13 protein-coding genes are annotated in these 16,505 nt (G+C 45.4%); 8 read left to right on the top strand and 5 right to left on the bottom strand.

Annotation, left to right across the window (positions count from 1 at the left end):
• Positions 1–213: 213 nt before the first annotated feature.
• Entirely contained in the window at positions 214–1,068 is an 855-nt protein-coding gene (gene djlA / locus VEA_RS00255; protein ID WP_005383076.1) for a co-chaperone DjlA, read from the top strand.
• A gap of 100 nt (positions 1,069–1,168) precedes the next feature.
• On the opposite strand, the gene VEA_RS00250 is transcribed toward djlA, so the two are convergent.
• The 5 genes from VEA_RS00250 to leuA form a co-directional block, all read right to left on the bottom strand.
• A complete protein-coding gene (locus VEA_RS00250; protein WP_006742730.1) occupies positions 1,169–1,951 on the bottom strand; it encodes a DUF547 domain-containing protein in 783 nt (260 codons plus the stop codon).
• A gap of 342 nt (positions 1,952–2,293) precedes the next feature.
• Positions 2,294–2,896 (bottom strand): 3-isopropylmalate dehydratase small subunit, encoded by a 603-nt coding sequence (gene leuD / locus VEA_RS00245; protein ID WP_005383071.1) that lies wholly within the window; start codon positions 2,894–2,896, stop codon positions 2,294–2,296.
• An 11-nt stretch (positions 2,897–2,907) separates the two neighbouring features.
• Positions 2,908–4,308, bottom strand: a complete 1,401-nt coding sequence (gene leuC / locus VEA_RS00240) for a 3-isopropylmalate dehydratase large subunit (protein WP_012841154.1) — start codon at positions 4,306–4,308, stop codon at positions 2,908–2,910.
• A gap of 110 nt (positions 4,309–4,418) precedes the next feature.
• Positions 4,419–5,510, bottom strand: coding sequence for a 3-isopropylmalate dehydrogenase (leuB, locus tag VEA_RS00235; protein WP_006742732.1), 1,092 nt, complete (start codon positions 5,508–5,510; stop codon positions 4,419–4,421).
• An 82-nt stretch (positions 5,511–5,592) separates the two neighbouring features.
• Entirely contained in the window at positions 5,593–7,140 is a 1,548-nt protein-coding gene (gene leuA, locus VEA_RS00230; RefSeq protein WP_006742733.1) for a 2-isopropylmalate synthase, read from the bottom strand.
• A 514-nt stretch (positions 7,141–7,654) separates the two neighbouring features.
• Between leuA and VEA_RS00225 the strand changes: the two genes are divergently transcribed.
• From VEA_RS00225 to ilvN, 7 genes are all read left to right on the top strand, one after another.
• Complete coding sequence (locus tag VEA_RS00225) at positions 7,655–8,452, top strand: SH3 domain-containing protein (protein WP_006742734.1); 798 nt, start codon at positions 7,655–7,657, stop codon at positions 8,450–8,452.
• Positions 8,453–8,600: 148 nt separating this feature from the next.
• On the top strand, positions 8,601–9,149 hold the full coding sequence (locus VEA_RS00220; protein WP_012841152.1) for a phosphatase PAP2 family protein: 549 nt from the start codon (positions 8,601–8,603) through the stop codon (positions 9,147–9,149).
• A 3-nt stretch (positions 9,150–9,152) separates the two neighbouring features.
• Entirely contained in the window at positions 9,153–10,199 is a 1,047-nt protein-coding gene (locus VEA_RS00215; RefSeq protein ID WP_006742735.1) for an MJ1255/VC2487 family glycosyltransferase, read from the top strand.
• A gap of 556 nt (positions 10,200–10,755) precedes the next feature.
• On the top strand, positions 10,756–11,715 hold the full coding sequence (calR, locus tag VEA_RS00210; RefSeq protein ID WP_005379693.1) for a LysR family transcriptional regulator CalR: 960 nt from the start codon (positions 10,756–10,758) through the stop codon (positions 11,713–11,715).
• Positions 11,716–12,009: 294 nt separating this feature from the next.
• Positions 12,010–13,818 (top strand): AMP-dependent synthetase/ligase, encoded by a 1,809-nt coding sequence (locus tag VEA_RS00205; RefSeq protein ID WP_006742736.1) that lies wholly within the window; start codon positions 12,010–12,012, stop codon positions 13,816–13,818.
• A gap of 449 nt (positions 13,819–14,267) precedes the next feature.
• On the top strand, positions 14,268–15,992 hold the full coding sequence (locus VEA_RS00200) for an acetolactate synthase 3 large subunit (protein ID WP_005392255.1): 1,725 nt from the start codon (positions 14,268–14,270) through the stop codon (positions 15,990–15,992).
• 1 nt (position 15,993) lies between these two features.
• Entirely contained in the window at positions 15,994–16,488 is a 495-nt protein-coding gene (ilvN, locus tag VEA_RS00195) for an acetolactate synthase small subunit (protein WP_005392253.1), read from the top strand.
• Positions 16,489–16,505 lie beyond the last annotated feature (17 nt).

Genomic DNA, 16,505 nt, shown 5'->3' with positions numbered 1-16,505 from the left:
CCCTAGCGTAATAGCCAAATGAATCAACTATAGTCGCATTTATCCCAGCGTATTGATTCACTGTGGCATAATGACGACAAAATAGCTGCAAAGATAAGCAGGCGAAATGGCCTAGCCGAAATAAAACTAATTCCATTATCATAAAGGAAATCGTTGCATCCGGCACTATAAGACCGCCGTCGTCGATAAAAATTCATTGATAGAGAACACATAATGCATATTTTTGGCAAAATTCTGGGTGCCTTTTTTGGCTTGTTACTTGGCGGGCCGCTAGGTTTACTCTTTGGCTTATTTATTGGCCATCAATTCGATAAAGCACGTCGCTTGAGTCAAGCCGGGTTCTCTACTGGCGGCTTTGGAAAAGGGCCGAGCCAAGCTCAGCGCCAAGAAGAATTTTTTAAAGCGGCGTTTGCGGTAATGGGACATGTGGCAAAAGCGAAAGGCCAAGTCACCAAAGAGGAAATCCAACTTGCTTCTGCCATGATGGATCGCATGAATTTGCATGGCGAACAGCGCCGCGCTGCGCAAGATGCGTTTCGTGAAGGTAAAGACAGTGACTTTCCGTTAGAAGACGTTCTTGTTCGTGTGAAAATTTCGACAGCAGGCCGCTTTGACTTGTTGCAATTTTTCCTTGAACTACAAATCTCGGCGGCCTTTGCAGATGGATCGATTCATCCTAGTGAACGAAATGTGTTACACAAAATAGCACGTGGTTTGGGTTTCTCTTCTGAGCAGCTAGAGCGTCGCTTGCAAATGCAAGAAGCCGCATTCCGTTTCCAAAGCCAAGGTGGTTTTCATGGTCAGCATCAAGGCCAATCTTCTGGTGGTAGCTGGCAACAAGCTTCACAAGCGGATCAACTGGCTGACGCGTACAAAATTCTGGATGTGTCTTCAGATGCAGACAGTAAAACCGTCAAGCGTGCTTATCGTAAACTGATGAACGAGCACCACCCAGACAAATTGATGGCTAAAGGTCTACCACCAGAGATGATGAACGTAGCGAAAGAAAAATCTCAAGAGATTCAAAACGCTTATGATCTGATTAAAAAGGTCAAAGGCTTTAAGTGATTTTGTTAAAATCTAGAAAATGAAAAGGGCACTTGGTGCCCTTTTTAGCTTTTGGGTTACGGGTGACCAAAAGCGTTGCAAGCTGAACGGTGACGATAAATTAGTCAGCTTGATTCAAACTCCAATCGTATTCGTATTTCACTTTGCCAGAGAAATTTTTGTATTGCGGTGCGTACTTTGCGATGTGTTTGAAGACTTGTTTTTCTCCACCAAAGTCCGCTGCAAACCAATCATAAATAGAAGACAGCTGCGCCGTGTTTCCTTGGATAGATACGCCTTTGCTGCTGTTGATAAATGTTTTGGCGGCACTATCCAGTAGAGCTTGCGTGTTGTCAGCAGTGAATGCTTGAGCTTGTAGGTTAGGGCATCCCAAACTTGCACAATTTACGGCGTAATGCGTTCTTGGGTCATTCCAAATTGGACGCAAAATTCGATGTTCAATATCGTTTAAAGTTAGATCCTTCCCGTTGACCACGACCACATCGTCTCCCCAAGGACCAAAGCTAAATAAACCACCTAGCTTGGTGATTGATTCGACTGGATAGTTATCCAAAATAAGATCTACCGTGATGGCGTTGTAAAGGTTTACCCAATAGGCATATTGCTCTGCTTGGCTGTATTGTAGAGGGTCTAGTTTTGCCAAACGCTGGATGTATTGTTTCAGCTTAGTTTTATCGACAGAGGTAACTTGGCTATAACGAAACAAGGTATTCTCGCCTTGTTCAACTAAATAAGTATCGAGCAGTTGTTGCCATTCCTGGTGGGAAATTTGTGTTTGGTTGGCCTGATTCGACTGTTGCCAATACGGCCATAAATCAGATTTAGGAGCAGCGAACGCCGAGAAAGAAACTAGAGCACACAATAGCAATAACAGACGCTTCATAGAGATACCTTTGAATGAGATATTGTTGATAGTGTAGACCTGTTTAGTGCTTGTTTTCTTTCAGTAATCAGTTATCTGTTGCCTTTATTCTCCGTCATTCCGAGGAGCATAAGCGACAGTAGGAATCTAATCCCCACAAACGCTTGAGTAAAGAAAGTATGAATCTGCACAGTACATTCTGGCAGTCGATCCTGAATCACGCTCCTTCGCCGCTGTTCAGGATGACGAATTTCAACAGAGGCGTTCGGTATTCCGCAAGCAAAGCGCTATAAAATCAGTTACCTAAAACATTAAAAGGGCCGACAATTGCCAGCCCTTGATTTGTGTATTTACTAATGCGTTTTAACGCAAGAAGCTTGGGATATTCGCTTCGTACTCAGCAATCTTATCTTCGTGCTGAAGGGTTAGGCCAATGTTGTCCAAACCGTTTAGTAAGCAGTGACGACGGAACGAATCGATTTCAAAACCATATTCTTTGCCGTTGGCGCGAACCACATTCGCTTCTAAATCGACCTCGACTTCTGCGCCTTCATTTGCCTCAACAAACTGGAAGATCTCATCCACTTCTTGCTCAGTCAAACGAACTGGCACCATTTGGTTGTTGATCGAGTTGCCGTAAAAAATATCGGCAAAGCTAGGTGCGATCATCGCTTTTATGCCGTAATCCGCCAGTGCCCACGGTGCGTGTTCGCGGGATGAGCCACAACCGAAGTTTTCACGAGCCAGCAAGATGGAAGCGCCTTGGTAGCGTGGGGCGTTCATCACGAACTCTGGATTTGGCTGTTCGCCAGCATCATCTAGGAAGCGCCAGTCATGGAACAAGTGTTTACCAAAGCCTAGGCGAGACACCTTTTGTAGGAACTGTTTTGGAATGATGGCATCAGTATCAACGTTCGCTGCATCTAGAGGAACAACTAAGCCTGTATGTTGTTTAAAGCCTGACATTTGTTTGCTCCTTAGTCTAGTTCACGAATATCTACAAAGTGACCAGCAATTGCTGCTGCCGCTGCCATCGCAGGGCTCACTAGGTGGGTACGGCCATCACGACCTTGGCGGCCTTCAAAGTTACGGTTTGAAGTAGACGCACAACGTTCATGTGGACCCAAACGGTCGTTGTTCATTGCTAGACACATCGAGCAACCTGGTAGGCGCCACTCAAAGCCCGCCTCTTTAAAGATGACATCTAGGCCTTCTGCTTCCGCTTGCGCTTTTACTTGCTCAGAGCCAGGAACGATAAGCGCTTGAACGTGAGACGCGACTTTGCGACCTTTCGCGACTTCCGCCGCTGCGCGCATGTCTTCGATACGTGAGTTAGTACAAGAGCCAACGAAGACTTTATCAACGTTGTAATCAGACAATGACTTGCCTGCTTCTAGACCCATGTAAGCCAGAGCTTTTTCTGCCGATGCTTTTTCTACTGGGTCAGCAAAGCTTTCTGGTGCTGGGATCGGTTGGTCTACCGCGATAACCTGGCCTGGGTTAGTACCCCAAGTGACTTGTGGTTTGATATCCGTTGCGTTTAGTGTCACGACCGCATCAAACTGGGCATCATCGTCAGTTTTTAATGTCTTCCAATATTCTACAGCGGCATCAAAATCCGCACCTTGAGGTGAGAACTTACGGCCTTTGATGTATTCGAATGTGGTTTCATCTGGTGCAATCAAACCGGCTTTCGCACCTAGCTCAATCGCCATGTTACATACGGTCATGCGACCTTCCATTGAAAGGTCGGTGATCGCTTCCCCACAGAATTCAACCACGTAGCCTGTACCGCCAGCAGCTGTGGTCTCACCGATGATCGCTAGCACGATGTCTTTCGCCGTGATGCCCGGCGCCACTTTGCCTTTCACTTCGATCTTCATCGTTTTAGCGCGCGCTTGTTTTAGCGTTTGAGTTGCTAATACGTGCTCAACTTCAGATGTACCAATACCAAAAGCAAGAGAGCCGAACGCACCGTGTGTAGCCGTGTGCGAGTCACCACAAACAATCGTCATACCCGGTAGGGTAATACCAAGCTCTGGGCCCATGACGTGGACAATACCTTGGTATTTGTGGTTGATGTCGTAAAGCGTAACGCCAAACTCTTCACAGTTTTTCGATAGCGTTTCCATCTGGATACGAGCCATCTCACCGGATGCGTTAATGTCTTTGGTGGTGGTCGAAACGTTGTGGTCCATAGTGGCAAAAGTTTTGCTGACCTGACGCACTTTACGACCTTTTTCACGTAAGCCGTCAAATGCTTGTGGAGAGGTCACTTCATGTACCAAGTGACGGTCGATGTACAAGATAGGGTTTTCCCCTTCTGCTGCGACGGCAACGTGTGCGTCGTAGACTTTTTCGTATAGTGTTTTGCCCATTGTTTGCTTCCTTTCCTCGTTATCCTTGTTGCTTTGTTTTAGCACCAATGACTTAGAGGTAAGTCATTGGTGGATAGAGGATTTAGTATTTATTATGAATCTGTTCTGTATTACGAGTTTAGGATGTACTCAGCGATCTTATCGCCCATCTCTGATGTTGTAAGTGCCGGGTTGTTGCCTGCAAGGTCGCCTGTTAGCTCGCCAGCTGAAAGTGCTTTCGACACCGCTGCTTCGATGTCTTGTGCTGCGGCTTCTTCGCCAAGGCTATAACGTAACATCAGTGCCGCAGATAGGATTTGCGCCACTGGGTTAGCGATGTTCTTACCTGCGATATCGGGTGCACTGCCGCCTGCTGGCTCGTACAGACCGAATTTGCTTTCGTTTAGGCTCGCTGAAGGCAGCATACCCATAGAGCCAGTGATCATTGCGCACTCATCGGAAATGATGTCGCCGAAGATGTTTGAACACAGCATCACGTCGAACTGAGCTGGGTCTTTGATAAGCTGCATGGTTGCGTTGTCGATGTACATGTGTGATAGCTCGACATCTGGGTAATCTTTTGCGATTTCTTCGACTACTTCACGCCATAGAATAGAGCTTTGTAGAACGTTCGCTTTGTCGATAGAGCACACTTTCTTGCGACGTAGACGAGCAGACTCAAAAGCGATTTTTGCAATACGTTCGATCTCAAAGCGGTGGTACACCTCAGTATCAAACGCTTTTTCTGTTGCGCCTTCGCCTTCACGGCCTTTTGGTTGACCGAAATAGATACCACCAGTCAGTTCACGGACTACCACGATGTCAAAACCACGGCCTGAGATGTCAGCACGAAGTGGTGAGAAAGCTTCCAGGCCTGCGTGGATTTGCGCTGGGCGTAGGTTACAAAACAGTTGGAAGTGTTTGCGTAGTGGTAGTAAGGCACCGCGTTCAGGTTGGTCGTTGGGTGGCAAGTGCTCCCACTTCGGGCCGCCAACCGAGCCAAATAGTACTGCATCAGACTCTTCACACGCTTTTACGGTGCTTTCTGGAAGTGGGCTGCCATGATTATCGATCGCGATGCCGCCTACATCATGTTCGTCACGCTCAAACGCAATACCGTGCTTCTTTTCGATAGCATCCAATACCTTGTGTGCTTGCGCCATTACTTCCGGGCCGATGCCGTCACCGGGTAGGACAGCAATTTTGTATGATTTGTCTGTCATGTTAATCCTTTAAGTTTTCTAATTTTGAGCTTAATTATTTCAACGAGCGTGTTCTTTCCTGAGCTATGCAGCTCGGCTGTTATTACACAGTCGCAATCTTTTTCTGCTTCATTTCTTCGATTTTGTCTGCACGGTGGATGCTATTAATAACGTGCAATAGTGCTTGGCCGGAAGCTTCAACGATATCGGTGGAAACGCCTGTACCGTGGTATTTACGACCTTTGTAGTTGGCAATGATGTCAGCTTGACCCAAACCATCTTCACCTTCGCCTTTCGCGGTTAGGTCGAATTTATCCAGTACGATGTCGTAGCCTGTCACGCGGTAGATACATTGGTATAGCGCATCAACTGGGCCATTACCGACTGCCGCTTCACACATTTCTTCATCGCCACATTGCATTTTGATGCTGGTGGTGGCCATTACGCTGCCCGATTGCACGCTTAGGTAGTTCAGTTTGTAGAAGTCATCTTCTTCACGCAGGTTCGAGAAGTGCATTAGGGCCTCTAGATCGTAATCGAACACTTGGCCTTTGCGGTCAGCAAGTTTCAAGAAATCCGCATACAGTGCGTCTAGGTTGTACTCGTCTTCGTTGTAACCCATCGTGTCCATATGGCTCTTCACGGCAGCGCGACCGCTGCGGCTGGTTAGGTTTAGAGCTTGGTTTTTTAGGCCAATAGACTCAGGGGTCATGATTTCGTAGGTATTCTTATTCTTCAACATACCATCTTGGTGGATGCCTGAAGAGTGGCTAAACGCATTTGCACCCACAATTGCTTTATTGCTTTGAATCGGCATATTGCATAGCTGGCTAACCAACTTACTGGTGCGGTGAATTTCATCATGCTTAATGCCAGTGTGAACGCCCAAGAACTCTTGACGCGTCTTGATGATCATTGCGATCTCTTCAAGTGAACAGTTACCCGCTCGCTCTCCAATGCCATTAATCGTTCCTTCTATCTGACGTGCGCCAGCTTGAACGGCGGCAATAGAGTTGGCAACTGACATCCCCAAATCGTCGTGACAGTGAACGGAGATGATCGCTTTATCAATGTTTGGAACGCGGTTGAAAAGGGTTTGAATAATGCCACCAAACTCGCTTGGTACTGTGTAGCCAACGGTATCTGGAATGTTGATTGTGCTCGCACCTGCATTGATGGCAGCTTCTACCATGCGACATAGGTTGTCGATAGGAGTACGCCCTGCATCTTCACAAGAAAACTCGACATCATCGGTGTAGTTACGCGCATGTTTAACGGCGTTGACCGCCATTTCAAGTACATCGTCGTAGCTGCGGCGTAGTTTGTCTTCTACGTGAATGGTGGAAGTGGCTAAAAACGTGTGAATACGGAATTGGTCGGCCACTTTTAATGCTTCAGCGGCGGCATCAATATCTTTCGCAACGGCACGCGAAAGGGCACAAACTCGACTGTTTTTGATGTTTTTTGCAATGGTTTGTACCGACTCGAAATCACCAGGTGAAGAGATTGGGAAGCCAGCTTCGATAACATCAACGCCGAGTCTTTCCAGCGCATAGGCAATTTGCAGTTTTTCTTTAACCGTCAAGCTTGCTGACAACGCTTGCTCGCCATCACGCAATGTGGTGTCGAATATAATGACCTGATCGTTCATGTTTGCTTCCTTCCTGATTTCTGCACTTTACGTGCAAGTTAATCGTTTACTTCCAGTATTTAGATATAAAAAAACCCGCATTCTCATGCGGGTTCTTAGAAATTGGTGTGGTTATTTTTCTTCCACAGCCTACCCGCGCGAACTGGTCACGATCAGGAGGAGGCTAAGCAGAATAGAAAAATGAGCTGACATAGTTGTTAAGCTTTCCACATAATTAAGTTAACAAATTAGTACCGCACTCCATGGAGCGCGTCAACCCTAAAGTCGATTTTTTATTCATATCGGATGAGTCTTTTCATTTACTCGAGAAAAATGATGCGCTAAGTGAAACGGCATGGTGCGATAGAAACGTGCTAGAAGAGGCAAGTTCTCATCAATTTTGCGACGTTTCATTACCAAAACAAGCATTGGGATTGCGACTTGTCACACAAAGGCCCGAATTGTTTGGCAAAAGTTTTGAATGACCATTTATAGTAGTGCAGTTGCACTAGGTAAAAAGAAGGGTTAAGGAATAATGAGGTTAGCAAAACAATTTGGACGTTCAGCCGCAGTATTTACTCTGGTCAGCTTATCGGGTTGTCAGCTGTTTCAATCTCAAACCTATATGGCAGAGATTTCCCCTGTTGCTATTAATGATCACTCTCAGAGTGTCATGGTGATTAATGATCAAATGGATCGATTCTTGAGCTACGAGGGACGTGAATCGTTTTTGAATCAAATGCTCGTTGCTCTTGAGTCGAACAGTCGAGATAAATTTAAAGGCAAAGATCCGGAAACCTATTCGTGGTGGAAGATCCGAGTGCAACCTAGTGAGAAACAACAAGCGGAAGTCTTCCGACCAACAGCTGACGGTGTGGATACCTCAAACCCCGTTGAGTTTATGGATGTCTCCTATCGCTCTAAGACCACATTAAACCTGCGATCCAAGCCGAGCCTAGAAGGAGAAAAGCTTGGCGTGTTATCGAAAGGGGAAGTTTTTAATGTGTTGGCAAAAGTGGTGGATCAACCTTGGTTTCTCGTTGAACAGAAAGGCGTGATAAAAGGTTATGTCCATAAGGATTATGCGCGCAGCAATGTGGTAAATCGTGACATTCTATCGACACAGCCTAATCCTCTTTTAGAGTCTGCTTCGAGCACAACTGAGCAAACGGGCATCGAGCATGAACTGTCAGGAAATTACACTTGCCGCTCCCTTAGCTACGAGCTAACAAAAGATGGCGACATGACGATGGGCTCTTTGCGCGCCTGTCGTAAGAAGAGAAAGGTCTGGTACATCGATACGCCTCAACCGCAGCAAGCAAACCCTTCTTAATCGTTCTCTCCTACGATTGTGCTCAATAGATCATTGGGCACACTCTAATTTGGCATTTGTCATTAATTGTCCAAACTCCCGTCATGCAGTTGTCACCTAAACCTCCTACTTTTCACACAACGGCGTTGTCAAAGTAAGGAAAGGCCACATGCGAACCATAGAGACAATTACACTGCCAATTGCAACCATTGCTAAGTTTGATTTAGCGCTCTCTAGTGTTTGTCTTAAGCACCGTTTTAATCAGCAAGTTGCCAACATCAGTAAAGGAGTCTCCCACAGTGGTGACGGACATCTGTACTTGGTGCTAGGTTTATTAGCTTGGTATTTAGATAAAGAGCAGGGAGTTTGGTTTTTACTGGCGGGTTTACTTGCTTTTGCCATCGAGTTGCCAATTTATTGGACGCTGAAAAACAGTTTTAAGCGTCGTCGCCCTGAAGAACTCAGTGCACTCCTTCCTGCTTTTATTACCCCCTCTGATCGCTACAGTCTTCCTTCAGGACACACTGCCGCTGCGTTTGTCATGGCGACGCTGATTGATCATTTCTATCCGAGCCTAGGCGTTGCTGCATTCTTTTGGGCAAGTTTAATCGGAACTGCGCGAATCTTATTGGGGGTGCACTTTTTTACCGATGTCATCATTGGTGCACTGCTAGGTAGCCTTTGTGGTGGATTAGCGATTGCGATGCTGGGAGGCTAATTGATGAAAATCTTATACGGTGTTCAAGGTACAGGAAACGGACATATTGCGCGTGCGAGGGCGATGAGTCATGCGTTTAAAGAGCACGATGTTGAGGTCGACTTTTTGTTTTCTGGACGAGCGCCTGAAAAGTACTTTTCAATGGAAGCGTTTGGCGATTATCAGACTCGCCGAGGCTTCACCTTTATCACTGAAAAAGGTTCAGTGAACTATGCGAAAACAGCATTGAGTAACAATTTGGTGCAATTTTGCAAAGAAGTTAAACAGCTTGATTTGTCGTCCTACGATCTCGTGCTCAATGATTTCGAGCCTGTTACGGCATGGGCGGCAAAACAACAAAATAAGCCGTCGATTGGTATCAGTCACCAAAATGCTTTCCGTTATCCAGTGCCGTTAAAGGGAGCGAGTTGGTTAGACAAATCCGTCATTGAATACTTTGCGCCTTCTCAACACCACCTTGGTTTGCATTGGCATCATTTTGACCAGCCTTTGTTGCCGCCAATTGTACATACCGTCGATAGCCAAGCAGAAAATGACGATTTTGTTTTGGTTTACCTACCGTTCGAATCCATTGAAGACATCTCGGATTTACTGTTCCATTTTAACCAGCAAGCGTTCATCTGTTATCACCCCGATGTGATCGAATGTGAGCAGGTGGAAAACATAGAATTACGCCCTTTATGCCACAGCAACTTTCAGCATCATTTGCATCGGTGTAGTGGTGTCATTGCCAATGGTGGATTCGAGCTCCCTTCGGAAGCTCTGTCTCTAGGGAAAAAATTATTGCTTAAGCCACTCTCAGGTCAGTTTGAGCAACAAAGCAATGTCGCGACCTTAGAAGACTTAGGACTTGCGATGTCGATGGAGAGCTTAGACATTTCCGCAGTACGCCAGTGGCTAAAGGAGCAGCAAGCCGAAAGTGTGAAATATCCAGATGTTGCTCAGGCCATTGTCCATTGGGTATTGCAAGGCGCGTGGGATTCACAAGCGGAGTTATCCAAACAGTTGTGGGAGCAAGTTGATTTCCCAAGTTACGTGTCGAACATTTAAGTACGTTGTTCTAAGTACATTGTTCCTTCCTATTTTTGACACGATTTTGTTGCAGCCTTTCAATCTAGAAGGCTGCATTTTTATTCTTTCTCTTTCATTTCTATTCAATGTGTATTTGCTGATAATTTGACTGATAAGTGCAAATTTCACTCAGAGATATAGTCGTCATCTGTTGGTTCGCTCTCAACTAATAACTGCGGCAAATGCATGCGTGTGGTGACCATCCGTCTCATCAATTTGCTAAATACTTCCTCAAAGAATGCGCTTTTACGTGTTTTATAGTTTTTTATGTTTTTATCAAATTATTGTTATTTAAGGAGTAAATACCTAATCGGCTAAAATTTACTGATTAAATATCAATCTAGTTGCGAAACCGCAATCGATTAGTTGATAGTACAGTTCGAGCCGGAAGTATCCGGACAGCAAATATAATAAAAAGTTAGGTTATCTATTCGTAAAATGATTCGAATCCAGCCGCCGTCTTTTGTGCGAGATGGGATTCTATTCGTTATGAATTTAATGAACAAAGTTGACGATTACAAAAGAGGCGCACTCAATGTTAGAGAAGAAAGATGCGATGAGCGCAATTGCTAGCTACCGTATGGAAAGCACTTTGCGTGGTGTAGATTTAAACCTACTGACTGTATTTGATGCTGTGATGCAAGAGCAAAATATTACTCGTGCAGCACATAACTTAGGCATGTCTCAGCCGGCAGTAAGTAATGCCGTGGCACGCCTAAAAGTGATGTTTAACGACGAGCTGTTTATGCGCCAAGGCCGTGGTATTCAGCCAACGCAACGCGCTCGTCAGTTGTTTGGCCCAATTCGCCAAGCATTACAGCTGATTCGTAATGAACTTCCTAGCTCCGTATTCCAACCAGAATCTTCGACTCGCTTATTTAAGCTGGCGATTTGCAGCCCTTGTGACATGCGTTTTGCTCCGAAGATCATGGCAAAAGTGAATCAACAAGCACCAAATGTTCAGCTTCACCTAGATGCAGAATTTGACCGTCTGTTGTCTGAGCGTATGCGCTATCAAGAAATTGATTTCGTGATCGATTATGCTCGCTTTGATGAGCAAGGTTTCTCAAGTACTGAAATCTTCAAAGATGAATTAGTGGTTATCGCGTCAAAAACACACCCACGCATCCAAGGTGGTGTAACGGCCGAGCAACTGCTTAACGAAAAACATGCGAAGTTATCGAAAGTGCACGGTCAACGCAGCTTCTCAGAACAAGCATATCGTGAACTGGATTGCCAAGCCGCGTACGAAGGCTCTAGTCTAAGCAACCTACTATATGTGGTAGGTCAATCTGAGCTTGTGACTATCGCGCCACGTTGGATGGCAGAAAATGCGGTAAACAGCGATCAGCTGCAAATTCTAGACTTCCCATTTGCAAACAAGGAAATCAGCGGCTTCTTAAGCTGGCATGAATCAAGTGAAAAAGATAAAGGCCACATTTGGCTGCGCGATCAACTGATGATCACTTGTGGTGAAGTGGTTGCCGCAAAATAAGATGACGTTTGGTCTTATCGGTTAAGACCATATTGGTAATCATCAATTTTTACAATTCATTGGTCCCCGAGAGATTTTTGTCTCTCGGGGCTTTTTGTTTTAGCAATCAACAATCGAAACAGTAAGTTAAATAGAGTAATCATTCAGCAGTTTTGGGTATGTTCGCGACGTATAAGTGATAGTTGTCTCTTATTAGTGATAAGTTTGATACTGGTCAGTTGCGTTTTAGCAAGCCGTGAGTACACTTGTTCGCTCAATTAGCTTACGCCTGTAAGCCAAAAGGTAAGTAAAAGAATGGCCAAGTTAGATTTTCATATCGTTAAACGTATTCGTGAACAAATTGCGAACGGTGGTACACGCGTTGCACTCAAGCATAAAGTGGATGAGGAATGGCAAGGTATTACGTGGACGCAATTTGGTCAGCAAGTTGATGCTTTATCACTTGCACTTTTGGCTCAGGGATTAGGAGTCCAAGATAAAATCGGCATTTTCTCGAACAACATGCCGCAATGGACGATTGCTGATATTGCAGCGCTACAACTACGCGGCGTAACAGTACCTATTTACCCAACCAATACCGCCGCTCAGTCGGCGTACATCATTGACAACGCAGACGTTAAAGTGCTGTTTGTTGGTGAGCAGCCACAATTTGACGCAGCAGTGAGCATTTTCGACCAGTGCGAGCAGTTAGAGCTCATTGTTGCCATGTCTGATGATATCGAACTTGGCGAGCATGATTTCGTTATCTCTTGGCAAGCATTTGTCGCCAAAGGCGATACCACATACCAAGTTGAATTGGACGCACGTTTAGAGCAAGCAAAGGAAGATGATCTACTCACGTTGATCTACACCTCGGGCACAACAGGACAACCAAAGGGTGTCATGTTGGACTACGCAAACATTGCGGCGCAATTGGAAGGGCACGATCAACGTTTGAGCCTTTCTCAAAGTGATGTGTCACTGTGTTTCCTTCCGTTGTCACACGTATTTGAACGCGCTTGGACCTTTTATGTGTTGTACAAAGGAGCGACCAACTGCTATTTGCAAGACACCATGCAGGTACGTGATGCACTGAGCCAAGTACGACCTACCGTGATGTGTGCCGTACCGCGTTTCTATGAGAAGATCTTCTCTGCGATTCATGAGAAAGTGTCTCGCGCACCGATTCACCGTAAGATTATGTTTACTTGGGCTGTGAACATGGGCGCAAAAATGGCCGCTTGTCATCAAGAAAAACGTCAGCCATCGCTCATGCTGCGCAAGTCATATGCATTGGCGGATAAATTGGTTCTGAGCAAGCTGCGTGCGTTACTTGGTGGACAAATCAACTTTATGCCGTGTGGCGGTGCGAAGTTAGATGAAACCATAGGCCGATTCTTCCACGCGATTGGTATCAATGTGAAGTTAGGTTACGGCATGACTGAAACCACGGCGACAGTATCGTGTTGGGATGATAAGTGCTTTAACCCAGACTCTATTGGTATGTCGATGCCTGGCGCGCAAGTGAAGATCGGTGAGAACAACGAGATTCTGGTGCGTGGTCCAATGGTGATGCGTGGCTATTACAAAATGCCAGAAGAGACCGAAAAGACCTTTGATGAGCACGGTTTCCTAAAAACTGGCGATGCGGGTTACATTGATGAAAATGGCAATTTGTTCATTACTGATCGTATCAAAGAATTGATGAAAACCTCTGGCGGTAAATACATCGCTCCGCAAATGATTGAAGGTGCGATTGGTAAAGACCACTTCATCGAGCAAATCGCGGTTATCGCGGACACGCGTAAGTTTGTCTCGGCGCTGATTGTGCCGTGTTTTGATTCTCTTGAAGAGTATGCGAAAGAGCTGAATATCAAGTATCACGATCGCGTTGAATTGATTAAGCATCACCAAGTGGTCGAAATGCTTGAGAAGCGTGTTAACGATCTCCAAAAAGAGTTGGCAAAGTTTGAACAGGTGAAGAAGTTTAAACTGTTACCAAGAGCTTTCTCTATGGATGATGGTGAGTTAACGCCAACTCAAAAACTGCGTCGTAAAGTCATCAATGACAAATACCAAGATGAAATTGAAGAAATGTATAAGGAAAAGTCAGAGAAAAAGTAACTTAAGCTGACTTAGATTTTATATTGATGAAAAAATCCTCAGTGATGTGATTGCGCATTACTGGGGATTTTTGTTTGTGTTGATTCTTTCTATTTTGCTCACCAAATACAGCTATTTAGCACCCTATACTTAAAAGGTTCTGAAATAATGTTCTTTTTTTAAACGTTAAGTTTTTAGGTTGTACTGTGAAATAAGGTATGTGTGGCTGCTATTCCTACTAACATTCTAATTACTAGCATCTTGTTTAAAAAGTAGACCAACCTCTCATTAGACCCGTTGATAATAAAACGTTACATTTGTTGGGTAACCTTGCGGGATGTTATGACGAACGCAAGACATAGCCGAAAACGTGGAAGTATTTCGATTAGGCTACGAATAAGACCTAGACTATGTAAAACCAGACCAATCCGTTGACCTTACGGTGAGGAAACTGGCTAAGGAGAGCAATTATGACAGCAATGTTGTCAGGCGCAGAGATGGTGGTTCAATCTCTGATAGAAGAGCACGTAGAGCAGATCTTTGGCTACCCAGGTGGCTCTGTTTTGGATATCTACGATGCACTGCATGCCAAAACCGATCAAATCAAACACGTACTTGTAAGGCATGAGCAAGCCGCCACTCATATGGCAGATGGTTACGCTCGCGCTACCGGTAAACCGGGTGTCGTACTGGTATGTTCAGGTCCGGGCGCGACCAATACCATTACTGGTATTGCAACGGCTTATATGGACTCCATCCCAATGATCGTTATCTCGGGTAACGTACCTAATAGCCTAATTGGTAATGATGCTTTCCAAGAATGTGACATCGTTGGTGTTTCTCGCCCAGTGGTCAAACACAGCTTTTTAGTGAAAAAAGCGGAAGATATTCCTGAAACGATCAAGAAAGCGTTTTATATCGCGACCACAGGTCGACCTGGTCCAGTAGTGATTGACTTGCCGAAAGATGTAATGAATCCGCAAATCAAACTGCCTTACCAATACCCAGAAACGCTTTCAATGCGTTCTTACAAGCCGACGACGTCGGGTCATAAAGGCCAGATTAAAAAAGCGCTTAAATCACTGTTAGAAGCGAAAAAACCAGTGCTTTATATCGGTGGTGGTGCTGTGATTTCTGGCGCTCATGAACATATTTTAGAGCTCTCCGACAAGCTGAACCTTCCAGTAGTCAGTACGTTGATGGGACTAGGCGCATTCCCTGGGACACATAAAAACTCACTGGGCATGCTGGGTATGCACGGTACTTACGAAGCCAATATGGCGATGCATGAAGCGGATCTCATTTTTGGTATCGGTGTGCGTTTTGATGATCGCACGACGAACAACCTTGAAAAATACTGCCCAAACGCAAAAGTCATGCATATTGATATCGATCCATCATCGATCTCGAAAAACGTGAAGGTGGATTTACCTATCGTAGGCTCTGCGGAAAAAGTGCTTACAACCATGCTTGGCCTGCTGGCAGAGCAAGAAGGTGGGAACGATGAAGATGCCATCACCGCATGGTGGGATGACATTCAGGTGTGGCGTGACCGCAACTGTTTGGCTTATGAGAAGTCACCAGAGCGAATTAAGCCACAGCAAGTGATTGAAACCTTGCACAAGCTGACCAATGGTGATGCGTATGTTGCTTCTGATGTGGGCCAGCACCAGATGTTTGCAGCACTTTACTACCCATTTAACAAACCACGCCGTTGGATCAACTCGGGTGGATTGGGCACTATGGGATTTGGCCTTCCGGCTGGTATGGGTGTTAAGTTTGCCATGCCACAAGAAGAAGTCGTAGTTGTTACGGGCGATGGCAGTATTCAAATGAATATCCAAGAGCTTTCGACAGCCATGCAATACGATATTCCAGTGAAGATCATCAACCTGAACAACCGATTCCTAGGCATGGTAAAACAATGGCAAGACATTATTTATCAAGGTCGTCACTCTAATTCTTACATGAGTTCTGTTCCTGATTTTGCAGCGATTGCAGAAGCTTATGGTCACGTCGGTATTCGTATCGAAACGCCTGATCAGCTCGAAGAAGGGCTACAAAAAGCGTTGGATATGAAAGATCGTCTGGTGTTTGTAGACATCAACGTAGACGAAACCGAACACGTATACCCGATGCAAATTAAAGGTGAGGGTATGGATAAAATGTGGCTAAGCAAAACGGAGAGAACTTAATATGAGACACATTATTTCATTGCTATTGGAAAACCAACCGGGTGCGTTGTCTCGTGTTGTTGGCTTGTTCTCTCAACGTGGTTACAACATTGAATCTTTGACGGTATCACCGACAGATGATGAAACGCTGTCGCGAATGAACATTACCACGACGTCTGATGAGATGCAGTTGGAGCAAATTCAGAAGCAGTTACACAAATTGATCGATGTGCTGAAAGTACAAGAAGTCACCGAGTATGAGCACATCGAACGTGAACTGATGATGGTGAAAGTGAAAGCCAGCGGTTTTGCGCGAGCAGAAGTGAAACGGACGGCAGACATCTTCCGTGGCCAGATCGTGGATGTCACTGCTGCTCAATACACGGTACAACTTGCGGGCACGAGTGAAAAGTTGGATGCCTTCATTCAAGCGATATCTGAAGTAACTGAAGTCGTCGAAGTTGCTCGTAGTGGGGTAGTGGGCATTGCCCGAGGTGAGCGCGCACTCAAACCTTAGCCATCTAACTGCATATA

It is taken from the genome of Vibrio antiquarius (assembly GCF_000024825.1).
Classification (GTDB): domain Bacteria; phylum Pseudomonadota; class Gammaproteobacteria; order Enterobacterales; family Vibrionaceae; genus Vibrio; species Vibrio diabolicus.
The sequence above is the reverse complement of the archived record's forward strand: the minus strand, read 5'-3'. Positions and strand labels throughout refer to the sequence as shown.